We start from the raw sequence: 23,045 nt of genomic DNA, 5'->3' as shown, positions 1-23,045 counted from the left end.
CAGCTTCGCAAGTGAGTCCTGCACGGACTTTGGGGAGAGATTTTTAGCATGACCAAGAGCCTTACCGATGTGCTGTCCGGCGCAGGCAACCTCGTAACTTTTCTTCGGAATCAGCAGGTTGGACCGAATGTGTACCCTGGCGTCCCTGCCGAATTCTCGAACTGGCGCGACGAACAGCGTGCTTGGAACGAGACGTGTGTGCTGTTCAACCAATCCTACCATATGGCGGAGCTCATGGTGGAAGGGCCCGATGCGCTCGCGTTCCTGAATCGGCTGGGCATCAACAGCTTCAAGGGCTTCACGGTCGACAAGGCCAAACAGTTCGTGCCGGTCACGCCCGAAGGCTATGTGATCGGCGACGTGATCCTGTTCTACCTCGCGGAAAACACCTTCAATCTGGTCGGCCGCGCACCTACGCTCAACTGGATTCGCTACCATGCGGACAAGACAAGCGAAGACGTGAAAGTCACCTATGACGAGCGCACCGCGGCACGGCCCGATCCCGAAAATCGCCGCCATTACCGCTATCAGGTGCAGGGCCCCAACTCGAACAAGGTGATCGAAGATGCGACGGGCAAGCCCGCGCCGGAGCTGAAGTTCTTTAACATGTGCTGGATGGAGATCGGCGGCAAGCAGGTTCACGCGCTACGCCACGGCATGGCCGGCCAGCCCGGCTATGAGCTGATGGGGCCGTGGGAAGATCGCGATGCAGTCCATGCGGCGCTGGTCGAAGCAGGCAGCAAGCACGGAATGCGGCTGGTCGGCGGACGCACCTATTCATCCAACACGCTCGAATCGGGCTGGATCCCGTCGCCGCTGCCCGCGATCTACACCGGCGATTCGATGCAGGACTATCGCGACTGGCTGAGCGAGAACGACTATGAATCCAAATGCTCGATCGGCGGCAGCTATGTGCCCGAGAGCGTCGAGGGCTATTACCTGACGCCGTGGGATCTGGGATATGGCTTCTTCGTCAAGTTTGACCATGACTTCATCGGCCGCGAGGCGCTGGAGAAAATGGCCGATGGCCCGCATCGCAGGAAGGTTACCATTGCGCTCGACGATGCTTCGGTTTCCGAAGTGATCTACGGCCAGTTCGGCAAGGGTGAATTGCGGCCAAAATATATGGAGTTCCCCAGCGCGGTCTATTCGATGCACCCGTTCGACCGGGTCGAGAAAGACGGCGAGCTGGTCGGCCTTTCCACCTGGATCGGCTACACCGCGAACGAAGGCAAGATGCTGACGTTGGCGATGGTCGATGAGAGCGTTGCCGAGCCGGGCACCGAAGTCGAGCTCGTATGGGGCGAACCCGATGGCGGCACCAGCAAGCCAACCGTCGAAAAGCACAAGCAGGTCAAGATTACTGGCGTGGTCGCGCCCGTGCCATATTCGGAAGTCGCACGTACGCAATATGCGCCCAGCTGGCGCAACCAGACCGACTGATCGCCAGTCCAATCGGGAGAGAGAAATGACTGACGTTGCAGCGCTGGCCGCGCGAGTGGAGCAGCTTGAACACAAGCTGGGCATTCAGGAAGACATCGAGCAGATCCGCAAGGTGCAATACACCTACGGCTATTTCATCGATAAATCGCAATACAATGAATGCGTTGACCTGTTTTCGGAAGATGGCGAGGTGTGGTTCCTCGGCGGCGTTTACAAAGGCAAGGCCGGTGTGCGGCGGCTCTATATCGAGCGCTTCCAGACCCAGTTCACGCAAGGGCACAACGGCCCGCGCTATGGCTGGCTGCTCGACCATCCGCAGCTGCAAATGGTGATCGACGTGGCGGATGATCGCAAGACGGCGACCGTCCGTGGGCGCTCGATGATGCAGGCTGGCCTGCATGAAACCGCCGAGGGCCAGCAGCGCGCCTGGTGGGAAGGCGGGCTCTATGACAATCGCTATGTCCGCGAAAACGGCGTATGGAAGATCCAGCGGCTGGGCTATTTTCCCTTTTGGCACGGCAGTTTCGAAGATGGCTGGGCCAGGACGCCGCTCGACTTCATACCCATGGCGACCGAAGCGCAACTTTATCCGGGCGATCCGCTCGGCCCGGACGAGTTGATCCAGCCTACGCCGCGCCTGTGGCCGGCCACCGATATCGTGCCATTCCCCTATCCGCACCCAGTGACGGGCGAGCCGATCGTGCCCGACAACAGCAGGGCGCGCGAAGGGTTCAAGGATTAGGATGATGGAACCCCTGGAGCGCCTGCTGCATGAACGTGCGATCGAGCGGCTCCTCGTCGAATATGTCGCGCTCAACGATGCAGGCGAGTGGGACAAGCTCGCATCGACCTACGTGCCGGAAGGGCGGATGAGCCGGCCCACCGCGCCGGACGATTTCATCGAAGGACGCGAGTCCATCCTGGCTGCTTTCAAGGCGCGTCCGCCGCGCGCGTCGCGCCATGTGGTCGCCAATATTCGCGTGGATGTGGGCGAGGGCGAGCAGGCCACGGCACGCAGCCAGATCCTGCTCTTCCTGGAGCAAAAATCCGCTCCGCTGGTTGGCAGCTACGAAGACAGGCTGGTGCTGACCGATCAAGGTTGGCGTTTCAGCGAAAGGCGTGGAAGCCTCGATTTTGCCGACTGAAGGATGGGCCCGCATGAGCATCGACCTCACCACCCTTTCGACCATGGACAAGCCGCATCTGGAGTTCGCCTTCGAATGCCAGCTGAAGTTCACCCGCGTCTTCCAGGTGCCGAATGTGCACGACGGTGGCTTCCGTTCCGCCGTGCTGGTTGACGAGGGACGCTTCGAAGGCCCGGCGATCAGCGGCAGGGCCGTCCCCAATTCGGGCGGTGACTATGCTCATTTCCGCGACGACGACACCGCCGTGTTCGATGCGCGCTACTTGCTCGAGGTGGATGACGGCACGCTGATCTATATGCAGAACCGCGGTTATCTCTGGGGCCGAACGCCGGATGCGATGGCCCGTCTGCGGGCCTGGGCCTTCGAAGACGGTCCGCCGGTCGACCACGCGGATTATTACTTGCGCGCTCAGCCCATTTTCGAAACGCCGAAGGGCAAGCATGACTGGATGACGCGCCACGTCTTTATCGGCGTCGGCGAGCGCAGGGCCGATGGCAATTTCGTGCGCTATTATGCACTGACTTGAAGCAGGAGATCGAGTCGGCCAATCGCGAGATGGGTAGCGCGACTGTTTACGAGGGCGAGGCCAGAGCCGCCGCGCGCAGCATCTCCACATTCTCTTCGATCATCTGGCGCGTGCTGCGCGCCGGCCGACCCGTCAGGCGCTCGACATCCTTGCTGCAAACCTCGAGAAAACCTTCGCGGATCGCCTGTCCGAAGCTGACCATATCGTCCGAGTTCCATGGGATGCCCTTGACCGACTGGTCGTCCACCGGGCGGCGCGGGATGCCCATCGCATCGAACATGGCATATTGCGCTTCATCGTCGACCGCGACGTATTCGAGCGGCACGCCTGTGATTTCCGCCATCAGCGCGGTCACTTCGGCAAAGCTCTGAAGTTCGGGCCCAGTTATATTGTAGGTCTGCCCTTCATGGCCTGAGCCGGTGAGCACCGCGAGAGCGCAATCGACGCAATCCTCTCGCCAAACCATGGCTTCGCGCCCTTCGCCAGCGTTGCTGATCCACTTGCCGGTCTGCATCACGCCCGGCCCGGCCATCAGGATCATGGCATCGGCGTAATGTGCATCGCGCAGCATGGTCCATTGCATTCCGGACGCACGGATGAGCCGCTCGGTCTCGATATGGTCGTGGCGCACTTCCGCCGGGTTGCCGGGATCGTCGATCCCGATGAAACTGGTGTAGGCGATATGGCGCACGCCTGCCGCTGCTGCTGCATCGATTGCTGCCTTGTGCTGGATCACGCGCGCACCGACCCGTGTGCCGGAGATGAGCAGTATCTTTTCCGCGCCTTCGATCGCGCGGCCAAGCGTTTCGGGCTTGTCGAAATCGCCATAGCGCACGGTGCAGCCCTGCATTTCGCGATCCGCCAGCTTTGCGGGCGAACGGGTGATGAGGATCAAATTCTGCGCACACCCCTGCGAGACGAGCTTGTCGGTCAGCGAGGAACCGTATTGGCCCGAGGCCCCGGTGATGACGATCCTGCCCCTGCCACTGGTCATACGGCTGAATCCAGTTTCTCACGGCTAACCCACCAGCCATGGATCTGCACACGCTGGCGGCGCGGGATCGCGACCTTGGCGATGGGCCCTGCGGCAATATCGCCCGCGTTGAAGATCCAGCAGCCATGTTCGTAGTCGTCCGGCCCCGTCTGGTGGTCGACCACGGTCAGAAGATAGCCCTCGTGCCCTTCCTCGTTCGAGGGGACATGCACCGGCTCGTTGAAGCAATAGCCCGGCCCTGGCGCATAGGCCTGCGGCGGGCCGCCGCGCATGTCGAGCCGCATCAGCAGGTTGAACATCACGCCGACCGGGCCGCCCATCACAGGCGGGCCCTGCATCTGCGGGTCCATCGTCAGCATCCAGGCATGGTCATAGGGCCGACCCTGCTTGGCCGCCGGGATCACCGGGAAGTCGCCGGGAGGGCCGATCACAGTCTCGACGACTTCTCCGCCGTCGGCCCTGGGATCGACGGTCCAGCGCGCCAGCCGCCCGTTCAGCTCTTGCATCGACATCTCGATACCCGAAGCCGCGCGGATGAAGGGGAAGGCGTTGCTGTCAGACAGGCACTGGTCGAAATGGAGCATCCCGTTCGCGTCTTCCCAGGCGTTCATCATGTGGAAGCAGTGGACGCCCTTCGGCCCCTTGAACCATTTGACGTCAGACGCATCGCCATAGCGCGGCATGACGCCAAGCCAGCTGTCCCAGTCCTGTTCGTGATACCAGTGGTCGCCGCCCTCCTTCATCCGCTCGACATAGGAAGTGGTGGGGTAGATCGGAAACAGCGCGTAATTCTCGCTAATGGCGAAATCATGCATCATCGAGCAATAGGGCGCGTCGAACAGCACTTCCTTCTTCAGCGCGCCGTCGGGCCCGGTGATGAAATAGGATAACTTCTTCGAGGCGAGACCATCCGCTTCATAGCCATAGGCGAACATCTCGCCCGTTTCGGGATCGACCCGCACATGCGCGGTCATCGTTTCGGATTGGAGCTTGCCGCCAAAATCATGGCTGCCGAGCGTTTCGAGCGTGACCGGATCGACGCGATAGGGGCGCCCGTCTTCCTTGCACATCAGCAGCCGCCCCGCGTGCCAGACCGGCGTGGTGTTGGCCACGGTGCGGTCCATCCCCTGCACTTCGGGCTTGTCGGTGAAGGGGTTGCGGTATTTGCCGAACAGAGCCTCGCCCGCTTTCACTTCGGCCCTATGGCGAGCGGTATCGACATAGCGGTTCTGGATGCTGACCGCGCCATTCTCGAAACGGATGGCGGATAGCATCCCGTCGCCCGCAAGGCTTGCGGCGCTGTCTTCCATGAAGGGTGGGAACGCCGGGTCCGGCACCGCGCGGAAGAAGGTGCCGTTCACTTCCGCCGGGATCCTGCCCGTCACGTCCAGATTGTCGATCCGGTATTCCTGCCCCTGCGGCGTATTAAGCCCCATATAGTCGGGGATCTGCGGAAACGCAGCCATTGCCCTCTCCATATAATAACAATTGTTAGAATTATGGGCTGTGCCGGGGCGATTGGCAAGAGCGCTCAAGCGTACCAGTAGGCCACGGCCCGCATTTCAATGCTGGCGCGCGGCGGGGCATCTGGCGGCGCGGCGGGATTGTCGAAGGCCACATGCGGGGCGGGGTTGTGAAATTGCGAATCGCTGGTCTTGAAGATGATCGCTTCGTCGCGAGTCATGTCGGGAAAGGCGAACCAGCGATGCGCCGGATTGTGGGCGAGCAGATAGGAATCGAAGCCCCACTCGGGCGCCCCTCCGGGCGGATCGAAAATCGCATCGGCAGTGAGGAGATCGGCTTCATCCACCGATCCGGCATCGCAAATGGCAAGCCCGACATCCTGCGGCGCGCCGGAAAACGCTCGCCAGACGTTGTAATGCGCATAGCGGGCCAGCTTCCGCCCTTCCGGCAGGCTCGCCTCGGCAAAGCTACGCGCCGTCTCACGCGAAGTGTCGACATGGGCGAAGCGCGCCGGGTTGGAATTGTCCGAACTGCCGGCCCGGCCTGACTTCTCGCTGAAGCGCAGGATGCCGGGGCTGGTAACGAGGACTTCGTCCGCGCCAGTGTGTTCGAGCAGCAGCGCCACGATCTCTGTCGGATGCTTCGCCGCCACTTCCTCGCGGTTCTCGAAATCCTCCACCATGCTGTGGTGCTGGACCAGGATCGCGCCTTCGCGGTCGAGATCGAGGCTCATTTCCCGCCCGTTTGCGATCGGCATCCGTTTGGGAGCGACGACCACCGTGTCCCGGTGGTGGTCATTTGCGTAATAGCGCTGCCGGAAATCCGTCTTCGCGGCATAGGCGATCTCGGCTCGTTCAATGCCCTCAATAACTTCCTTGGTCACGCGCCATCTCCCTTCAAGCCGGACAGATATTGCTATGGCGAATAGCATTATGGGCGGTTGCAATGTAAGGTAGTTGAATGCCTGAGACAGACAATCCGCTAACTATCCTTCCCGGCTACCTGTTGCGCCGCTCCGCCAATGCCATGATGGGCGAACTTCGTGACCGCCTTTCAAGCGTCGGGCTGCGGGTAACCGATGCAACGGTGCTCATCCTGATCGGCGGCGAGAACGAACTCACCGCCAGCCAGATCGGGCGAGCGCTTGATATCCAGCGCGCCAATATGGTCCCGATCCTGTCGCGGCTTGAATCCGATGGGCTGGTCATGCGCAAGCCGCTCGACCGAAGGTCACAGGCTATCGTGCTGAGCGAGAAGGGGAAAAAGCGCCTGGCCGAGGCATTCTCCATCATCGACCGGTTCGAACAGGAACTGCTCGAACGCATCCCAGCTGAACATCGCGACCATTTCATTCCCGCTCTGCGCGCCCTGATCGAGTGAAATTGCGCTGGGCAAATCTCTCACAAATGTTAGTGTAAGCAACACAAACAATCATGGGTAGCGGAGAGGGCCCTTCATGGCGGCGAACAACACAATCACCTTCTATGACCTGCAACATGCGAGCGGCTGCACCACCAGCCCATTCGTGTGGGCGACCAAATATGCGCTCAAGCACAAGGGCTTCGATCTGGACGTGGTCGATGGCGGTTTTACCGGGATCATGGAGCGGACTGGCGGGCGCAGCGAGCGCTTGCCCGCGATCGTCGATGATGGCGAATGGGTTCTCGATAGCTGGCTGATCGCGGAATATCTCGACGAAAAATACCCTGACCGCCCGACTCTGATCGGCGATCCGGCAGTCAAGGCGCTCACCCAATTCCTCGAAGCCTGGCTGTGGCAGACTGTTGTCGGCCCGTGGGCGCGCGCGTTTTCGGTTCAATACCGCGATCGCTGCAAGCCGGAGGATATCGACTATATCGTCGAATCGCGCCTCAGAATGTGGGGCGCGCCGATGGAAGAGCTCGTGAAGGGGCGCGAAGAAGTGTTCCCGCAAGTCTTGCCGAAGCTCGATCTGTTGCGCGGCATTCTGGCCGACAAGAAATGGCTCGGCGGCGACAGCCCGAGCTATGCCGATTACCGCGCGCTCTGCGTCTTCCTGTGGGCCGCCAGTGTCGCGGACGTCCCGCCAATGACGGATGACGAACCGCTGCGCGACTGGATCGATCGCGGCTTCGACCTTTACGGTGGACTGGGCCGTATTCCTGGCATGAGCCCGCTGTTCGGTCTCAAACTGCGCGAAGGCGATCCCGAACCCTTCGCCAAGGGGCCGACGCTCGTATCCGGCCTGGTCAGCCGCAATACCGGGCCGCAATCGACTGCGGCAGAAACCGCGCGTCTCGCAGGCAAGAACTGAGACAGGGACGCAGGCAATGCGCAATATCGACTATTTCGACAAGCAGGCGGCGCTGCATCCCCATCGCGATCTGCTGATTACCGATCAGGGACGCATCTCCTATGCGCAGATGCAGGATCTGACGCATCGCATCGCTGGTGCCATGCAGGATGCAGGTCTTGAGAAGCAGCAGGGCGTGGCGATCATGTCGCCCAACGATCCCACAGTGCTGATGGTCATGCTGGGTCTGTGGCGGGCGGATGCGACATGGATTCCGGTCAATACGCGCAATGCGCTCGACGCGAATATCCAGTACCTGAAGTATGTCCGCGCGGCCTGGCTGTTCTACCATTCGAAGGAACGCGAGCAGGCCATGCAGGTAGCTGAACAGGTGCCGACGATCGAGCATCTCGTGTGCCTCGACCAGGCCGATGGCGATACGCCTTCGCTGGCGGATTTCATGCGGCCCGAAGGTGCGCCGCCTGTGCCCGACGCAGGCAATCCGACCGGCAATGGCGAAGACCTTGTCGCGCTGATCGCCACGGGTGGGACCACGGGACCTGCCAAGGGTGTCTGCGTGCCCAACCGAAGCTGGGGCACAATGCTGGAGACGATTGGCAACATCATGCCGGTCGAAGGACATCCGGTGTTCCTGGCGACCGCGCCGCTGACCCATGCGGCGGGGCCGTTCACCATGGCGGGCATCGCAATGGGCGCAACGGTGGTGGTCCAATCCGGCTTTCATGCAGACGAGTTCATGGCGGCGATTGGCGAATTTGGCGTCACGCACACCTTCCTGCCGCCCACCGCTGTCTACACGCTGTTGGCGCGCGACGATGTGCGCAATTTCGACTATTCGTCCTTGCGCTATTTCCTGCTCGCTGGGTCGGCCTGTTCGCCCGAGAAGCTGAAGGAGTCGGTCGAAGCCTTCGGCCCGGTCATGTGCCAGAGCTATGGCCAGACCGAGTTTCATCTCGTCACCACCTGGCTCTCGCCTGAAGTCGTGGCCGCCGCTGCCGCGGGCGACCACCCTGAGCGGCTGGCGAGCTGCGGACGGGCAACCTATTCGGTGCGCGTCGAGCTGATGGACGATGATGGCAATATCGTGCCCACCGGCGAAGTGGGCGAGATCGTCGGGCGCGGTTCGCTCGTTGGCGCGGGCTATTTCGAACTGCCCGAAGTAAACGCGGAAACCTGGGTGCATGGCTGGCATCACACCGGCGATGTGGGGCGGCGCGACGAAGACGGGTTCTACTACATCGTCGACCGCAAGAAGGACATGATCGTCACGGGTGGCTTCAACGTCTTCTGCACCGAAGTCGAAGCTGCGGTGACTGAGGTTCCCGGCGTGCGCGAATGCGCGGCGATCGGCATCCCGGATGAGAAATGGGGTGAAGCGGTGACGGCGCTGGTGGTGGTCGATCCTGCCAATGCGCCAAGCGAGGACGCGATCAAGGCGCATTGCAAGGCCACGCTGGGCAGCGTGAAGACGCCCAAGCATGTCTATTTCCGCGATGCGCTGCCACGCACGGCGGTCGGCAAGTTCGACAAGAAAGCCATGCGGGCGGAATTCTGGGGCGATGCTATCCGCGCGGTGAATTGATGCTGGCGCTAGGTCCGAATCTTGAGGGTCCAGCGGAACAAATGCGATTTGCCTGAAATCGGCGCCGGTGCCTGATCGTCGCGCTGGAAGCGCCAGCCGCGCGCTTCCAACTCGCCGCGCATCGCAACCCAGTCGCTCCATCCGGTCAGGCCTTCGATCACCTGCGCCTTGGGCAAATCACCGCGCAGCATGGGCCAGCCATTGGCATCGGCATGGGCGATGTCGATCAGACCTGCCTCGCCCTTGAGACTATTGGCGAAGCCTGCACTTTCCGGGATGCGGCTGTCGTAGATCGCCAGGCGACTCTCCTGCGCGAGCACGACCTGCGAAGCGGGAACGCCCAATGCTGCACCGGCAACGGTGCTGCCTTTCAGCATGGTTCGCCGGTCGATCCGCATCACTTGCCCTTCCCGAGGTAAGAGGCGATCGCATTCAGTTCTGCATCGGTCACTTCGGTGCGGCTGATTGGTGGCATGGCCACCTTGCCGTTGCGCACGACCGATTTGACGTAATCCGCGGTCAGATCCTCGCGATTGGCGAGCAGGCCCATCTGCGGCGGATTGCCAGCCAGCATCTGCTGTTTGGTGAGCAGGTTCGTGCCCATCCCGCCCTCGAGATGGCAATAGCCGCAGCGGTTTGAGAAGATCGCTTCGCCGTCGCTGATCGAAGCCTTGAGCCGGTCTCTTTGGGGCAGTTCCTCGCGCATCACGAAAGGCTTGAGGTCGGGCGGCGGACCGCCTGCCTGGGCCTGCTGCTGGTCCTCCGACCCACCCGAACATGCGGCGAGCATGGTGATTGCGGCGATTGCGGCGGGCGAAAACAGGGTCAGTTTCCTCATGCCCGGCCCTCCGCTCTCTGATTGCGATAGGCCGATGGCCAAACGCCCTGCTTGCCCGGCGCTATGATGCCGTTGGGATCGATTGCGTCCTTTACAGTCTCGTTCAGCCGCCGCTGAATGCCGTCGTTGAAATCGTAAGTCTGGTTGACCGCGTCCATCCAGCCGAGGTGGGTGCGGTATTCGCCATAGCCCGCCTTCGCCGTCTCCTCGATCAGCGTGCCGAACAACCTGCGAATATTGGCGACCTGTTCCGAATTGTCCCGGTCGAACATCAACATGTTGATATTGGTCGCAAAACGACCGCTGACAGTGAAGCTGGCGTAGAAATCGACATCGTGATCGGCGATGATCTTGCGGCTGCGCTTGAGCTGATCCATCACATGTGTGCTCGTCGCAGGGACGACAGGCGAAAAGCCCATGTGTCCGCTGCGCCCGCCGACCCAGTCGCCCATCTGCAAAGCGACTGCGGAAGGGATTCCCATCGTCGGATTGTCGACCGGATTGTAGGGGATTTCGTCACCCTGCCGCCACCAATGCTCTTCCATCGGGCTGTCTGTGTGCTGCTTGAAGGCCGCCTTGACGACGGCGACCTGCGCCTTGAGCACATCCTCATTGCCATAGAGCCGCAGTTGCGGGCCCCAGTAACCGAGCTTGTGCTCCTTGAGCAGTTCCTTGACGCGCCATTCGGGAATTGCGCCCGGCTTGTCCCAGAAATCCTTGCGCTGCCCCTTGATGACGATCTTGCCCAGCCAGCTCGGTATGAAGACGTTCTGCGTGACGACATTGGCGAGCTTGAGGCGCGTGATGACGTCAATCACCCAGCCGATATCGTCTTCTTCGGGAATGCTGATCGAGAGATTGACCGAGGCTTCGGGTTCGGGTTGCAGCCACAGGCCGGACTTCGCGACAACGCCCATGTTCGATTGCGTGAACATCTGCGTCCAGTCGGGACCGAAGCTGAGTGGGAAGAGATGCGCGGCCTTGGCGCCTTCCATAGCGCCCATGCCGGTGTGCATGATTTCGCCCGACGGCAGCACCACTTCCAGGCCGCACAGGTTCCTCGCATGCAAGCCATAGGGCGTGTAGCCGATTCCGTGATCGAGAGCATTGCCCAATACCGAACCCCAGCCATTGCCGGGCACGCTCATCCACAGCCTGGAATTGTTGCGCTGCAGATGTTCGTACATGTCGAAGTAGCTCACGCCCGGCTGGATCACCGCATAGGCAAGCTGGCTGTCGAAGGACTCGACTTTGTTCATGCGTGACAGATCGAGCACAATCGATCCGGCCATGCGCGGGGCGGCGGTGCCATAGCCCAGGTTCTTGCCGCGCGAGACCGGCCAGAGCGGCGTCTTGTACTCATTGGCCAGCCGTACGATGGCCTGGATTTCTTCAGTCGAGGACGGCGCAACCGCGGCAGAAGCGGGCCACTGTTCCTTGGGGCCGGGCGCATAGATGTCCGAATAGGCGTCACGGTCCTGATCCGATGCCAGCACCCAGTCCTTGCCGACCACGCCTTCATAGGCGCGTAAAGCGCTGTCGAATTGCGCGGGGCTGATGCGTGGGGGAAGCGTAAGTTCCATCGGCTTGTCTCTCTCAATAGTTCGACAGGATCGCCAGGCTCGGTGTGTCGAGCGATATCCCGCGTTTCTGCTTTTCCAGTTCGTCAGCGCGCGTCCTGGCCTGTGTGTCGATCAGCCATGCATGGATCGCTGCCGCATCGCCCTTGGTGAGAATGTCGTCCCAGCGCGGCATGCCGTTTGCGGACAGCAGGCCATCGAGCACGATCTGATCGAAAGCCTCATGCGTGCCGGGCTGCATGCGCCTGAGATCGGGCGTGATCGAGCGGTGCTGGTTCGAATGGCACAGCGCACAGCCGACCGAGAAGAACAGTTGCTGCCCATGCGCGATCGTCTCGGGCGAGACGCCGGGGGCCTGCGCGGGTGGCTCTGGCGCTACTTCCAGCACGGGCAGTTCGGCGGGGATCGGCACGTCGGTGCCGCCCAGCTTGAACACCAGCAGCCGGCCCTGATTGCCGCGCTTGTAGGCCGCCGAGTAGCGCGGGACATAGGGATATCCGCCGCCGCCCCAGGCCGCCATCACCGCGACATATTGCACACCATCGACTTCATAGGTCATTGGCGCGGCGAGGATCGAGGTGCCTGTCTCGATTCTCTTGAGCAATTTTCCGTCCTTCATGTCGAAGACCCGCAACTGCCCCGCCAGATTGCCCTGGAACAGGAGGCCAGATGCGGTGGTGAGAACGCCGCCGCGATCCTGCCATCCGTCCATCGACACGGCCCATCTGGTCTCGCCGCTGACCGGATCGATCGCGCGCAGCTCTGACGAATAGGGCTTCTTCAGGACTTCCTTGAACGCCGGCAGCGCGCGAACCGCCTGCTGCATCGGAGGGGGCAGGGTGGGGAGCGCCGCTTCGATATCGGGTGAGAAGACCAGCGCAGCGTCATTGTTGATCGCCTTGGAACGCAAGGGCTTCTGGCCCGGCGTCATGAACATCAGGTTGCCCATGTCCTGCACCGGTGCGAAGTAGAGGCCACTTGCCGGATCGTAGCTGCCCGGATGCCAGTTGCGCGCACCGGGGGTGGCGGGGAAGACGATCTTCGGTCCGGTGGAATAATCCGCACCATCGGGATTGGGTATCGGCTTGCCCGTTCGGGGATTGATTCCCTTGTTCCAGTTCTGCCGCACGATCGCCTTTGCACTCAGCAATTCGCCGCTGCGCCGGTCGAATATGTAGAGAAAGCCGTTCTTCGGTGCATGGATCAGTACAGGGCGGTCCTTCTCGCCGCCGATATCCATCGTTGTGAGGATCATCGGCTGAGTGGCGGTAAAATCCCAATTGTCGCCCGGCGTCTCCTGATAATACCAGGCGACGCGGCCTGTCCTGGCATTAAGCGCGACGAGCGAGGAAAGGTAGAGTTGCTCACCCCCTTTCGGGCTGCGCTTCGCCGTGTGGTAAGGGCCGCCATTGCCGGTTCCGACGATGACATAACCGGTTAGGGGATCGTAATTGATCGCGTCCCAGGGCGTGCCGCCGCCGCCAATATCCCAGCGGCTGTCGGGATCCCAGGTTTCGACCGCTTTTTGGAGGTCGGGGTGATCCTGCCTGCCCAGCCTGGGGTCGCGCGGAACAGTGTGAAACCGCCATCTCAACTCGCCGCTGTCGAGGTCGTAGGCGCTGACATAGCCGCGCACGTCATATTCCGCGCCACCATTGCCGATCACCACCACACTGCCGGCGACTTCAGGCGCGCCGGTGGAGTTGATCCCCCGTTTGGGATCTTCGACCGTATCGGCCTTCCACACGACTTCGCCGGTCCTGGCGTCGAGTGCGTAGAGCTGCGCGTCAAGCGCGGCGACATAGACTTTGCCTTTCGCCACGGCGACGCCGCGATTGGCCATGTCGCAACAGACCGTGCGATTGACCTGCATGTCGACTTCGGGTTCGAAGCGCCACAGTTCCTCCCCCGTTGCAGCATCGAAGGCATAGGCGCGGCCGGCCACGCCGCTGGTGTACATTACACCGTCCAAGACCACCGGGGTCGCTTCAAGCACGCGATTGGTGCCCAGTTCCGCCTGCCAAGCGAGGCCAAGGCTTCCGACATTGTCTTTGTCGATCTTCGTCAGCGAGGAATGATGTGTCTTGCCCGCGTCGCCGCCAGGATTGGTCCAGTTGGACCCCGCAACCTCCTGCTGCGGAGGGGCCGGATCGGCTCCGCCCGAACAAGCCGCCAGCAAGGCAGCCAGCACAAGGGTTGCAAAGCGCTTCACTGGCCGTCCCACGGGCTCTTCATGTGATAGGGCACGGTGATGAAGTTCGCTTCGATCTGGCGGATCATGCCGTGATCGATCTTGAAGATTTCCGCCAGATAGAAGGTGTGCGGACGGCGAATGAAGCTATCGACCGACTCGCCATTGGTGAGCTGGTAACGGTCGAGCGCGCCGCAATGGTCGATAAAGCCATGCGCCAGCACGATGCCACGCTCCTCGTCCACCAGTGGAAAGCGCCTTCCGCGCAAGCGGTCGTCATAGCGATACCAGCCGAGTGCAAATTGTTCTTCGCAGCCCATGCGGGTGGTGGGCATAAAGTCGGCTTCGTGATTGTTGGTCGACTGAAAGCCATTTTCGACCCTATCGCAATCCGGGTGGAACCTGGTGTGGATTTCGCCGTCATTGAGCTCGAGCGTTTCGAAATAGCCATTCGAAAGCCGGATCATCTCCTCGCGTGAAACCGGCGCTTCGGCATCGGCCTCGAGAATCGGCTTGGTCCAGAATCGAGGGTTGGGGAGTACCAGCCCGCTATCCGAATTGCGGACGATAACCATTTCGGATTCGGTCACTTCGCCCGCATCGTTGACCTTCAGCCGCAAGGTGAATGCCGATTCCTCGCGTGGTTCGATGACGGTACCGAAATATCCGACGCCGCCGGTCCTGGTATCGGCAAAGATCAGCCGGTAATCGCCCAAGCGCTCAATCGTTTGCCAAACGCCGTCGCCCGGTTCGAGCATCACGTTGTTTTCTGAATGGCGCGCGTCGGATGCCCACGGCACCGCGCTCGCGTCCTTGCAGGCCAATGCCGCAAGATAGCTTTCGAGCACCGCGTAGAGTGCTTCCCGATTCACGCTGCGTCTCTCCCTTCACAGACTTCGCCATACTGGTTACACATACTAACAATAGTTACAATAGGGAGAGATTCGAAATGGCTCGCAACGAGCAGGAAATTGCCAATCTCGAGCATGTGATGGGAATGTATCGGGACGTATTGATGGCGCTCGATTCCTCGGCAGTGGACCAGTACATCTCGCCCGATTACATCCAGCACAGCAGCCTGGCGGAGCCGGGCGTTCAAGCCCTGAAGGATTGGCTCGACGCGCGCGCGGAGGATTCGCCCGATGCCAAACAGACGATCCACCGCGCCTTTGTCGATGGCGATCATGTGATCGTGCATGTCGAGGTGAAACGCTGGCCGGGGGATACAGGTTTTGCCGTTGTTGACATCTTCCGCCTGGAAGAAGGCATGATCGCCGAACATTGGGATGTGATTCAGGAAGTCGCTCAGGATTCTCCCAATTCCAACTCGATGTTTTGAGCCGAGGAGACCTTCATTGATGAGAATTGCCACCCCGATCATGGCTGCCCTGGCGCTTGGCGCTTGCACGGCGAACGCTCAGCAGGTCCAATCAGCCGCCGCCACTTGCGATCTCACGCCGAAGCAGGTCGTCACGCGGTTCATGACGCAATTCTACATTGAGAAAGATGTGCGCGGCGCTTTCGAAACCTGGGTCGATCCCGGCTATATCCAGCACAATCCGATGGCGAAGACCGGGCGAGACGCTGCCATTGCGTTTCTGGAGCCCTTCTTCGCTTCGAACCCGAATGTCCGTTACCAGATCAAGCGCGTCATTGCCGACGGCGATCTGGTGGCGGTGCGCGCCCATGGTCAGTTCGGCGCCGAAGACCGCGGTATCGCAGTGGTCGACATATTGCGGGTCGATGGATGCAAGGTGATGGAGCACTGGGATGTGGTGCAACCGGTCCCTGAAACTTCCGCCAATGACAATGGGATGTTCTGAGCCATGGGCCGCTTTGACGGAAAATGCGTTGTCATATTGGGTGGCAATGCCGGGATAGGGCTGGCGGCGGCGCGAATGTTCCGGGAGGATGGCGCGATGCTCGCGCTGACGGGCCGGAATCGGGAAACCTTGGGCCAGGCAGCGCTGGAAACCGAAGCGCTGGGGATCAAGGCAGACCTGGCGTCTATCCCCGAGATGGATGCGGCCATGCGCGAGATCGAGGACAAGCTGGGCGGGATCGACGTGCTGTTCGTCAATGCCGGGATCGGCGGCTTTGCTCCGGTCGAGGACGTGACCGAAGAGTTCTGGGACGGTATCCATCGGGTCAATCTGCGCGGCGCCTTCTTCGCAATCCAGCGCGCCTTGCCATTGATGCGCGATGGCGGCTCGATCGTCATCACGGGTTCGATCGGTTCGATGACGGCAGTGCCCGGCAATGTTGCCTATGCGGCCGCGAAGGCCGGGCTGAGAGCGGCGGCGCGGATCATCGCCAAGGAACTCCTGCCGCGTCGAATCCGCGTCAATATGGTCAGCCCGGGCCCGACCGAAACGGAGATATTCAAGCGCGATGCAAGCGAAGAGGAAATCGCGGGCGTGCGCGAAATGCTGTCTGGGATTGTGCCGGTCGGGCGTATGGGCACGCCGGAAGAGGTGGCGCGAGCGGCGCTATTCCTCGCCAGCGACGAAGCGAGCTTCATTAACGGCGTGGATCTCTATGTCGATGGTGGCTGCGTGGAGCTGCTATAACTCGGAAGGCATACCATCCATCAGGATGGTCTTGCTTTCGACATAGCCGAGCAGCCCTTCCGGCCCGCCTTCACGCCCGATGCCGGACTGCTTGAAGCCACCGAAGGGTAGGCCGAAATCCATCCGCATACCGTTCTGACCAACTGCGCCAGAGCGGATTTGCCGAGCGATGCGGTACGCCGCATTCACATCCTGTGTCAGGACTGATCCGTTAAGCCCGAAGTTCGAATCGTTTGCGATGCGGATCGCGTCTTCCTCGTCTTCGCAGGGAATCAGGCTCAGCACCGGACCAAAGATCTCCTCCTGCGCGATACGGCTGGAGTTATCGACATTGGCGAACAGCGTCGGCTCGATGAAATAGCCTGAGTTGAGATGGGCCGGGCGATTGCCGCCGTAAACCAGGTCAGCCGTGCGCTTGCCATCTGCGATATAGCTCTCGACGCGCTCGAGCTGGCGCTTCATCGCCAGCGGGCCGAGCTGCGTTTCGGGATCGTCGCTATGCCCGATCCGGATCTTGCCCATTTCGCGCGCGATCGCCTTTGCCATTTCGTCATGCCGGTGGCGAGGGACGATGGCGCGGCTCAACATGGCGCAGACCTGGCCGCTCATGATCGTAATCGTATTGGCAAGCAGTCCGGCGGCGGCTTCGGTTGGAAAATCGTCGCGTATGATGGCGGCGGACTTGCCGCCCAGCTCCAGCGTGCAGCGCGCAATCCGTTCGCCGCAGACGCTGGCAATGCGCTTTCCGGCGACGGTCGATCCGGTGAAGCTGACCTTGTCCACGCCAGGATTGCAGACCAGATGGTCGCTCGCCTCACGATCGGCAGGGACGAGGTTTACGATGCCGGGTGGCAGGCCCGCTACGTCGGCCGCCTCTGCCAATATATAGGCTTCGAGCGGCGTTTCCGGCGAAGGCTTCATGATTACAGAACAGCCACAGAGAAGCGCATAGGCGAGCTTGTTGGCCATGATACCGAAGGGGCCGTTCCACGGAGCGATGGCAGCCACCACGCCGACCGGCTCATGCGCTATAAGGCCCACTTCGGCACCGGTGCTTGGACGCTGTTCGACGAATTCGAAGTTCTCGGCGAAGCCAGCGATCTGATCGAGAGTGGCGATCGATCCCAGATGCATCGGGCCGGCAAAGCTTGCCAGCCCGCCCACCTGTGCGGTCCATGCCTTGGCAAGTTCTTCCGCACGCGGTCGCAGATGGTCGACAAGCTTGCGGAACGTGGCGATGCGCTCGGCGGGGGCCATGCGCGGCCAGGGCCCATGATCGAAGGCCTGCCGTGCCGCTGCCACGGCTGAATCCATGTCGGCCGGTCCGGCTGCGGCGGTACGTGCCACCACCTGCTCGCTATTGGGTGAAACGATCTCGATCGTCTCGCCACTTTGAGGCGCGACCCATTCGCCTCCGATATAGAGCTTGTCGGGATGCGCGATCGAAACGCCTTGTGGCAGCATGTTCTCTCCAACTCGCAGTAAGCGATAACACTAACAATCGTTATGATTAGAATGCGCCGGAAGCGGCGTCAGGTCAATCGCCGATCCTTGTCAGAAACAAGCATGGACCGCGTCCGAAACGAGAAAGGGCGGCCCTTGCGAGCCGCCCTCTCCCCCAATTCGTCCGCGACGAATATCAGAAGCGCTTCTTGACCGAGACGGCCCATTCGCGTGGGCGAGCAGGCAGCGCCTTGTCAAAGCCGGCGCCCGCACCCAGCAGGTTGAACCGGCTGAGATAGTAGTACTCGTCGGTGATGTTGGTCACCTCCAGCGAGATATCGAGGTCCTCGTCAGCGTTGGACCAGGTGATCCGGCCATTCAGCGTGGTAAAGCTGGGCAGGAATGTACGGCCACGGGTCGCGCCCGAGGTATCCGGCCCGCTATACTGCTTGGCCTGGTGATACAGGTCGAGGCGCGGCGTAATAGTACCAGCGCCATTTCCGAGTTCGGCGCGGTATTGGGCACCCACGTTGAACTTCCACTTCGGTACATTGGGAGGGTCGCCGGGATCGACGCCAGCCGGGTTGTTGCCGAATGGAGGGACAGCCGCGCTCGGATCGAGACTGTCCGCATCGATCGACTGATCTATATAGCTAAGCGATGCATCCAGATTGAACCCGTCAACCGGTTCTGCCGTGAGCTCGAGTTCGAAGCCGTAGACTTCAACGTCACCCGCATTGAGGCGTGCGGCGCAGGGGCTGTCCGGACAGGCCAGTACCGGCACCTGCAGATCGGTGTAATCGTTGAGGAAAGCCGCTGCATTGAGGCGCACTCGATTATTTGCGAAATCGCTCTTGAAGCCGATCTCATAGGCGGTGACTTTCTCCGGCTGGAATGAAATCACCTGACCTGGATTGAATGGACGCGGGTTCGAACCGCCGCCCTTGAAGCCGGTTGCGACCGACACATAGGTCAGGAATGAGTCCGACCAGCGATAGTCGAGCGCCACGCGGTAATCGAGCCGGTCGGCAGAGTATTTTGCAGTAAGCCCGGACAATGCGGTGACGATATCCGTCGTGTCCCCATTGCCATTGACGTCCAATGTGTCTGGCCCGCTGTAGCCTTCGCCATAGACCGCACCGATCAGGTCCAGCCACGGATTGATCGTGACGCCGTCAAGGTTGTAGCGGTAATAGGTCTGCTGCTTGCTTTCATCGGTATAGCGCAAGCCGGCATTCAGCGTGAGTGCGTCAGTCAGTTCCCAACTCAGATTGCCGAAAAGCGCATAGGCGTCGGCGGATGTCGGGTCAGGCTGGCGGAACTGTAGCGGGAAGACCGGGACATAACGAATGTCCTGGAAGGAATCATAGACCGAATCCTGCTCGAAGTAATATCCGCCGAGCGTGATATTGACGCCGTCTGCCGGTTCCATGTTCAGACGCAATTCCTGGCTGAAGCTCTCGTTTGCAAGGAAGTTCCGGCCGAAATTGGTGTTGATCGGTGTCAGATCGTCATCGGTATAGAACTCGGTGTCGAACTCGCGATATCCGGTGATCGATGTAAGCTGGATCCAGTCAGCAAGTTCGATCGAGAGGTTCGCCGAAACGCCCCAACCCTTATACTCGCTGCGGTCAGTACCGGAAGTGGGCTCAAGCACCGAGCCAGGCGCGAAGATGAAGTCGGCCGTGACCCCGGGCTGGCCGGTCGTGGAGTAGTTGCAGTATTTGCCGCAAACGAAGTCATCGCTCAGCGTAACGCCATTGACCGCGGTTGAGGGATTCCACACCGGGCCAGTCCTGAGCAGGACTTCGCCTGCAATCGTGCGTTCGTCTTTCACATAATCGGCGCTGATCGTAAGATCGATCCGGTCGGTGGGTGTCCAGGCGAGGATACCGCGAAGCGCCTCATAGCCGACTCCGCCCAGCTTGCTGAGGACGCAATTGCCCGAAGTGGTGGCTGGAATGCCGCTTGTCGGATTCTCGCAGCCATAATCGATCCGGTCGACATAGCCGTCCTGTTCCTTGAACACGCCGGAAACGCGCATCGCCAGCGTGTCGGTAATCCCGAAATCCGCGGCTCCGCGCAGGCTGATCCGATCGCGCGAACCATAGCTTGCCTCCAGAAAGCCCGAGCCATCGCCATTGGGCTTCTTGGAATAGAACTTGATAGCGCCGCCAGCCGAGTTACGCCCGGTGAGGGTGCCCTGCGGGCCACGCAGGATCTCAACCCGCTCGACATCGAGCAGGTCGAAGATCGCTCCCGTCAACTGCGGATAATAGACATCGTCGATATAGATGCCCACGCCCGGTTCGTAGGCCGGGTTGAAGTCATTCTGGCCAACGCCGCGAATGGAAGCTGTTACCGAAGGGCCGAAGCTCGCGCCCTGCGGGCGGATCGCCACATTGGGGGCTGTATCTGCGACTTGAGCGAGGTTGGTTTGGCTCTTTGCTTCGATTGCATCGGCGGTGATCGCCGTGATCGCAAGCGGAGTGTCTTGAATGTTCTGTTCGCGAAACTGCGCCGTCACGATGATGACATTGTTGCCCGGCGCGCTCGCGGTGTCGGCGCCTTCGTCCTGCGCAAATGCCGGGGCGCCAATGCCCAGCGCGATAGCTGATGCGCCGATTGCAAGCGCAATTCGGGCAGACTTTTCCTGTCGATAGCTCTTCATTTCCTCTCCCCTATCGTCACCTCATTCCAAGGCATATCGATATCAATTGTTAGTAATGCATACGAATTGCGCGTTGGCAAGTCGCCTCGTGCGTACGAGTTTCAGACAGGGCTCGCATTCGGCGAACCTGATGCTAAAAGGTCACATCTGATAGTGTTTGCTTCGCGCGAATTATGGGTTCTACGATCATGGGGAAGACTGGGAACATGCCTGAGGCAGGGCACAAGAGCATCGAGCTTTCAGGGGATAGCCTCGTCGCGCTGCTTATCGGCATCCTGAAGATGGGCAGTTTCGTGAACGCACCGATGAAAGAGGGCGTTTGCGATCCGGCAGGGATTGGCCGGGCGGAACTGAAGGTCATGATGGCGCTGGCGGGAGAGGGCAGCATGGCTGGTCACGACCTGACCGAATTGATGGGCGTGGCACCGATGAACGTCAGCCGCGCCATTGCCAGCTTGCGCAAGCGGGGCTGGATCGAGGAGGCACCCGACGGAGCCAATCGCCGTCGCAAACCCGTCAGGCTGACGGCGGAGGGCGTGCAGGCCTACCAGACTTTGGCCCCGTCCTTCTCGCAAGTTGCGCAAGAACTACTTGGCGTTTTGACGGCGAGCGAGCGGAAGGCGTTTGCCCGGCTGTCAGACCGGATCAATGAATCGATGTCCGGCTGGAAGTCGGGGCATAGCGAATAGCGCCTGTCAGCTGGCGAACCGGTCCGCTTGAACACAGGATGGCCGGCATTCCCGGCGATCGGCATGGCCTCCTCGCCGTTGTCAGGCGCGCGCAGTCGTCGCGGTGTCCTCAGGGCCATTCCTTCTGCATCTTGGTGAAATGCTCTTTCACGAAAGTTGCGCCCAGGACAGGGTGGGCGAAGCTCATCGCCACTTCCTGGCGATGCGGCCAGGTCTGTCGCCATTCCTCTTCCGGCAGGATCACATCGGGGCCGATCGGGTTCTCGGGATAGGTCTGCACGGCAGGTTGCAGATGCGCGATCGTATGCGCCCAGCCGGTCTCGTAATCCGCCTGCCATTGCATCATGTAGTTGAGGCGCCTGATCTTCCACACGCCATCTTCGCGGACGTAATCGTTCTCATAGATGCCCGCTTCCCAGAACTGCTGGGGCACTTCGTCAGGTTTCCTGTCGAGAACGGAATCGTGCCAGCCGCCAGCCAACACGCCGCGGAATCGGCCCTTGGCGGTCTTGCGATCTTCCGAAACGGTGATCACGTCCTGTAGCTGGAAATGATCGAGCAACAGCCCTTCGACCGGGCCGCGCCTGCCCCCAGTGAACAGGTTCTGGAACCATGTGCCGTAAAGGCGCATCACGCCTTCGTGGCCGCGATATTCGCCCGATAGGAACACCACCGCCCCGTCCTCGGCGAACAGCCCTGCGACCTCTTCGGGCCGGTTGTAATCGATGTAATAGCCATAGGCCATTTGCAGGCGGCGGATGGCTGCTTCGTCTTCGATGCGGGCGACACGGCGTTCCAGTTCTCCCAGTCGATCTTCGACAACGGTCATTTTCGACTCTCCCAATATTTGTATGTAACACTAACGAATGTTAGAACATTGGCGAGAGGAATCTTGAAAGATGGGCGATCTGACCTGACTGCACCGAGTTGGCGTTCTCATGCCCGCCAGTTTCCGCTAGGTTCTCTTTTAGATGACCGAAGCAAGCTATCTTTCCGGCCGGTTCCTGCTGGCCATGCCCGGGATGTTCGATCCCAATTTCACCAAATCGGTCATCGCGCTTTACGTCCATGACGAGAACGGGGCGTTCGGTGTCGGGGTGGGGCATTTGCGCAGCGGCATCACCTTCCATTCGATCCTGAAAGAGCTGAAGATCGATCCGGGGGTGGCGCCCGATTGCCCGGTCCATCACGGCGGCCCGGTTCAGCCGGGTGCCGGCTTCGTGCTCCATTCGCTCGATTGGCGCGAACCGAACACTCTGGTCGCGGAAGGTCTGGGCGGGCTGTCGAGTACCGTCGATGCGCTGCGCGCGATTGCCGAGGGACGTGGTCCCAAGCGTTGGATCGTCGCGCTCGGCTATGCGGGGTGGGGTGCCGGGCAGCTAGACGGTGAAATGCGGCATCATGGCTGGTATTCGGCCGAGGGAAGCGAGAGCATCCTGTTCGACCAGCCTGCCGAGCAACGCTGGCAGGCAGTGTGGGAAGCGGAAGGCATCGATCCTTCGCTGCTGGCAGCGCAGACCGGCAACGCCTGACCGCTCCCCAGGGCCTGTTGAAATTCGGTGCCGGCTGCAGGATTTGGCCTGGCCAAATCCGGATCGACGCCGCTGAGAGCCTAG

General features: G+C 61.0%; 23 protein-coding genes. 12 read left to right on the top strand and 11 right to left on the bottom strand.

Features of this window, described 5'->3' with window-relative positions; all coding sequences use genetic code 11:
* Positions 1-48 precede the first annotated feature (48 nt).
* From desA to ACQY6C_RS08930, 4 genes are read left to right on the top strand one after another with little or no spacing between them, the layout of a single operon-like run.
* Positions 49-1,443, top strand: coding sequence for a syringate O-demethylase (desA, locus tag ACQY6C_RS08945; RefSeq protein WP_427967771.1), 1,395 nt, complete (start codon positions 49-51; stop codon positions 1,441-1,443).
* A gap of 25 nt (positions 1,444-1,468) precedes the next feature.
* Positions 1,469-2,185, top strand: a complete 717-nt coding sequence (locus tag ACQY6C_RS08940) for a nuclear transport factor 2 family protein (RefSeq protein ID WP_427967768.1) — start codon at positions 1,469-1,471, stop codon at positions 2,183-2,185.
* A gap of 1 nt (position 2,186) precedes the next feature.
* Entirely contained in the window at positions 2,187-2,588 is a 402-nt protein-coding gene (locus tag ACQY6C_RS08935; protein ID WP_427967765.1) for a nuclear transport factor 2 family protein, read from the top strand.
* 13 nt (positions 2,589-2,601) lie between these two features.
* A complete protein-coding gene (locus tag ACQY6C_RS08930; protein ID WP_427967762.1) occupies positions 2,602-3,114 on the top strand; it encodes a DUF3237 domain-containing protein in 513 nt (170 codons plus the stop codon).
* A 46-nt stretch (positions 3,115-3,160) separates the two neighbouring features.
* On the opposite strand, the gene ACQY6C_RS08925 is transcribed toward ACQY6C_RS08930, so the two are convergent.
* From ACQY6C_RS08925 to ACQY6C_RS08915, 3 genes are all read right to left on the bottom strand, one after another.
* Complete coding sequence (locus ACQY6C_RS08925; RefSeq protein WP_427967759.1) at positions 3,161-4,108, bottom strand: SDR family oxidoreductase; 948 nt, start codon at positions 4,106-4,108, stop codon at positions 3,161-3,163.
* Entirely contained in the window at positions 4,105-5,574 is a 1,470-nt protein-coding gene (locus tag ACQY6C_RS08920; protein ID WP_427967756.1) for a carotenoid oxygenase family protein, read from the bottom strand. The genes ACQY6C_RS08925 and ACQY6C_RS08920 overlap by 4 nt, the downstream gene beginning before the upstream one ends.
* Positions 5,575-5,639: 65 nt before the next feature.
* Positions 5,640-6,455 (bottom strand): CmcJ/NvfI family oxidoreductase, encoded by an 816-nt coding sequence (locus ACQY6C_RS08915; protein ID WP_427967753.1) that lies wholly within the window; start codon positions 6,453-6,455, stop codon positions 5,640-5,642.
* A 77-nt stretch (positions 6,456-6,532) separates the two neighbouring features.
* On the opposite strand from ACQY6C_RS08915, the gene ACQY6C_RS08910 reads away from it, so the two are divergent.
* The 3 genes from ACQY6C_RS08910 (at position 6,533) to ACQY6C_RS08900 (ending at position 9,447) form a co-directional block, all read left to right on the top strand.
* Positions 6,533-6,952 carry a MarR family winged helix-turn-helix transcriptional regulator gene (locus ACQY6C_RS08910; RefSeq protein WP_427967750.1) on the top strand — a complete coding sequence of 140 codons (420 nt, stop codon included), beginning with the start codon at positions 6,533-6,535 and terminating at the stop codon, positions 6,950-6,952.
* Positions 6,953-7,028: 76 nt separating this feature from the next.
* A complete protein-coding gene (locus ACQY6C_RS08905) occupies positions 7,029-7,865 on the top strand; it encodes a beta-etherase (protein WP_427967747.1) in 837 nt (278 codons plus the stop codon).
* Between the two features lie 16 nt (positions 7,866-7,881).
* On the top strand, positions 7,882-9,447 hold the full coding sequence (locus ACQY6C_RS08900; RefSeq protein WP_427967744.1) for a class I adenylate-forming enzyme family protein: 1,566 nt from the start codon (positions 7,882-7,884) through the stop codon (positions 9,445-9,447).
* A gap of 8 nt (positions 9,448-9,455) precedes the next feature.
* Here ACQY6C_RS08900 and ACQY6C_RS08895 read toward each other — a convergent pair whose 3' ends face one another.
* Genes ACQY6C_RS08895 through ACQY6C_RS08875 form a run of 5 tightly spaced genes read right to left on the bottom strand, consistent with a single transcriptional unit; the run spans position 9,456 to position 14,928 of the window.
* On the bottom strand, positions 9,456-9,845 hold the full coding sequence (locus ACQY6C_RS08895; protein WP_427967777.1) for a twin-arginine translocation signal domain-containing protein: 390 nt from the start codon (positions 9,843-9,845) through the stop codon (positions 9,456-9,458).
* Positions 9,845-10,285, bottom strand: a complete 441-nt coding sequence (locus tag ACQY6C_RS08890) for a c-type cytochrome (protein ID WP_427967741.1) — start codon at positions 10,283-10,285, stop codon at positions 9,845-9,847. The genes ACQY6C_RS08895 and ACQY6C_RS08890 overlap by 1 nt, the downstream gene beginning before the upstream one ends.
* Positions 10,282-11,868, bottom strand: a complete 1,587-nt coding sequence (locus ACQY6C_RS08885) for an FAD-binding protein (protein WP_427967739.1) — start codon at positions 11,866-11,868, stop codon at positions 10,282-10,284. Before ACQY6C_RS08885 ends, ACQY6C_RS08890 begins: the two co-directional genes overlap by 4 nt.
* 13 nt (positions 11,869-11,881) lie before the next feature.
* Positions 11,882-14,077: a PQQ-dependent dehydrogenase, methanol/ethanol family gene (locus tag ACQY6C_RS08880; protein WP_427967736.1), complete on the bottom strand. Its 2,196-nt coding sequence runs from the start codon at positions 14,075-14,077 to the stop codon at positions 11,882-11,884.
* Positions 14,074-14,928, bottom strand: a complete 855-nt coding sequence (locus ACQY6C_RS08875) for a hypothetical protein (protein ID WP_427967734.1) — start codon at positions 14,926-14,928, stop codon at positions 14,074-14,076. Before ACQY6C_RS08875 ends, ACQY6C_RS08880 begins: the two co-directional genes overlap by 4 nt.
* 77 nt (positions 14,929-15,005) lie before the next feature.
* Here ACQY6C_RS08875 and ACQY6C_RS08870 point away from each other — a divergent pair, with 77 nt between their 5' ends.
* The 3 genes from ACQY6C_RS08870 to ACQY6C_RS08860 are packed head-to-tail and all read left to right on the top strand — an operon-like array spanning position 15,006 to position 16,626.
* Positions 15,006-15,395 carry a nuclear transport factor 2 family protein gene (locus ACQY6C_RS08870; RefSeq protein ID WP_427967731.1) on the top strand — a complete coding sequence of 130 codons (390 nt, stop codon included), beginning with the start codon at positions 15,006-15,008 and terminating at the stop codon, positions 15,393-15,395.
* Between the two features lie 19 nt (positions 15,396-15,414).
* Entirely contained in the window at positions 15,415-15,879 is a 465-nt protein-coding gene (locus tag ACQY6C_RS08865; protein ID WP_427967728.1) for a nuclear transport factor 2 family protein, read from the top strand.
* Between the two features lie 3 nt (positions 15,880-15,882).
* Positions 15,883-16,626 (top strand): SDR family oxidoreductase, encoded by a 744-nt coding sequence (locus tag ACQY6C_RS08860; RefSeq protein ID WP_427967725.1) that lies wholly within the window; start codon positions 15,883-15,885, stop codon positions 16,624-16,626.
* Here the strand turns inward: ACQY6C_RS08860 and ACQY6C_RS08855 are convergent.
* Both ACQY6C_RS08855 and ACQY6C_RS08850 read right to left on the bottom strand, forming a co-directional pair.
* Entirely contained in the window at positions 16,621-18,090 is a 1,470-nt protein-coding gene (locus ACQY6C_RS08855) for an aldehyde dehydrogenase (protein WP_427967723.1), read from the bottom strand. The two genes, ACQY6C_RS08860 and ACQY6C_RS08855, sit on opposite strands and share 6 nt — an antisense overlap.
* A 175-nt stretch (positions 18,091-18,265) precedes the next feature.
* Positions 18,266-20,740 carry a TonB-dependent receptor gene (locus tag ACQY6C_RS08850; RefSeq protein ID WP_427967720.1) on the bottom strand — a complete coding sequence of 825 codons (2,475 nt, stop codon included), beginning with the start codon at positions 20,738-20,740 and terminating at the stop codon, positions 18,266-18,268.
* Between the two features lie 173 nt (positions 20,741-20,913).
* On the opposite strand from ACQY6C_RS08850, the gene ACQY6C_RS08845 reads away from it, so the two are divergent.
* Entirely contained in the window at positions 20,914-21,429 is a 516-nt protein-coding gene (locus ACQY6C_RS08845; protein WP_427967718.1) for a MarR family winged helix-turn-helix transcriptional regulator, read from the top strand.
* A gap of 109 nt (positions 21,430-21,538) precedes the next feature.
* Here the strand turns inward: ACQY6C_RS08845 and ACQY6C_RS08840 are convergent, their stop codons facing one another.
* Positions 21,539-22,258, bottom strand: a complete 720-nt coding sequence (locus tag ACQY6C_RS08840) for a nuclear transport factor 2 family protein (protein WP_427967715.1) — start codon at positions 22,256-22,258, stop codon at positions 21,539-21,541.
* Between the two features lie 142 nt (positions 22,259-22,400).
* Between ACQY6C_RS08840 and ACQY6C_RS08835 the strand changes: the two genes are divergently transcribed.
* On the top strand, positions 22,401-22,961 hold the full coding sequence (locus ACQY6C_RS08835; RefSeq protein WP_427967712.1) for a YqgE/AlgH family protein: 561 nt from the start codon (positions 22,401-22,403) through the stop codon (positions 22,959-22,961).
* The last annotated feature ends 84 nt before the right edge of the window (positions 22,962-23,045 follow it).

Origin of the sequence: Altererythrobacter sp. (assembly GCF_050299635.1) — a bacterium.
GTDB lineage: Bacteria > Pseudomonadota > Alphaproteobacteria > Sphingomonadales > Sphingomonadaceae > Erythrobacter.
This window is presented reverse-complemented; position numbering and strand designations above follow the sequence as displayed.

Excerpts from the sequence above, each read along its gene's own strand:
- ACQY6C_RS08900 (WP_427967744.1), top strand. The coding sequence starts at position 7,882 with ATGCGCAATATCGACTATTTCGACAAGCAGGCGGCGCTGCATCCCCAT.
- ACQY6C_RS08865 (WP_427967728.1), top strand. The coding sequence starts at position 15,415 with ATGAGAATTGCCACCCCGATCATGGCTGCCCTGGCGCTTGGCGCTTGC.
- ACQY6C_RS08895 (WP_427967777.1), bottom strand. The coding sequence starts at position 9,845 with ATGCGGATCGACCGGCGAACCATGCTGAAAGGCAGCACCGTTGCCGGT.
- ACQY6C_RS08845 (WP_427967718.1), top strand. The coding sequence starts at position 20,914 with ATGGGTTCTACGATCATGGGGAAGACTGGGAACATGCCTGAGGCAGGG.
- ACQY6C_RS08920 (WP_427967756.1), bottom strand. The coding sequence starts at position 5,574 with ATGGCTGCGTTTCCGCAGATCCCCGACTATATGGGGCTTAATACGCCG.
- ACQY6C_RS08905 (WP_427967747.1), top strand. The coding sequence starts at position 7,029 with ATGGCGGCGAACAACACAATCACCTTCTATGACCTGCAACATGCGAGC.
- ACQY6C_RS08925 (WP_427967759.1), bottom strand. The coding sequence starts at position 4,108 with ATGACCAGTGGCAGGGGCAGGATCGTCATCACCGGGGCCTCGGGCCAA.
- ACQY6C_RS08835 (WP_427967712.1), top strand. The coding sequence starts at position 22,401 with ATGACCGAAGCAAGCTATCTTTCCGGCCGGTTCCTGCTGGCCATGCCC.
- ACQY6C_RS08935 (WP_427967765.1), top strand. The coding sequence starts at position 2,187 with ATGATGGAACCCCTGGAGCGCCTGCTGCATGAACGTGCGATCGAGCGG.
- ACQY6C_RS08855 (WP_427967723.1), bottom strand. The coding sequence starts at position 18,090 with ATGCTGCCACAAGGCGTTTCGATCGCGCATCCCGACAAGCTCTATATC.
- ACQY6C_RS08840 (WP_427967715.1), bottom strand. The coding sequence starts at position 22,258 with ATGACCGTTGTCGAAGATCGACTGGGAGAACTGGAACGCCGTGTCGCC.
- ACQY6C_RS08890 (WP_427967741.1), bottom strand. The coding sequence starts at position 10,285 with ATGAGGAAACTGACCCTGTTTTCGCCCGCCGCAATCGCCGCAATCACC.
- ACQY6C_RS08930 (WP_427967762.1), top strand. The coding sequence starts at position 2,602 with ATGAGCATCGACCTCACCACCCTTTCGACCATGGACAAGCCGCATCTG.
- ACQY6C_RS08870 (WP_427967731.1), top strand. The coding sequence starts at position 15,006 with ATGGCTCGCAACGAGCAGGAAATTGCCAATCTCGAGCATGTGATGGGA.
- ACQY6C_RS08850 (WP_427967720.1), bottom strand. The coding sequence starts at position 20,740 with ATGAAGAGCTATCGACAGGAAAAGTCTGCCCGAATTGCGCTTGCAATC.
- ACQY6C_RS08860 (WP_427967725.1), top strand. The coding sequence starts at position 15,883 with ATGGGCCGCTTTGACGGAAAATGCGTTGTCATATTGGGTGGCAATGCC.
- desA (WP_427967771.1), top strand. The coding sequence starts at position 49 with ATGACCAAGAGCCTTACCGATGTGCTGTCCGGCGCAGGCAACCTCGTA.
- ACQY6C_RS08885 (WP_427967739.1), bottom strand. The coding sequence starts at position 11,868 with ATGGAACTTACGCTTCCCCCACGCATCAGCCCCGCGCAATTCGACAGC.
- ACQY6C_RS08940 (WP_427967768.1), top strand. The coding sequence starts at position 1,469 with ATGACTGACGTTGCAGCGCTGGCCGCGCGAGTGGAGCAGCTTGAACAC.
- ACQY6C_RS08910 (WP_427967750.1), top strand. The coding sequence starts at position 6,533 with ATGCCTGAGACAGACAATCCGCTAACTATCCTTCCCGGCTACCTGTTG.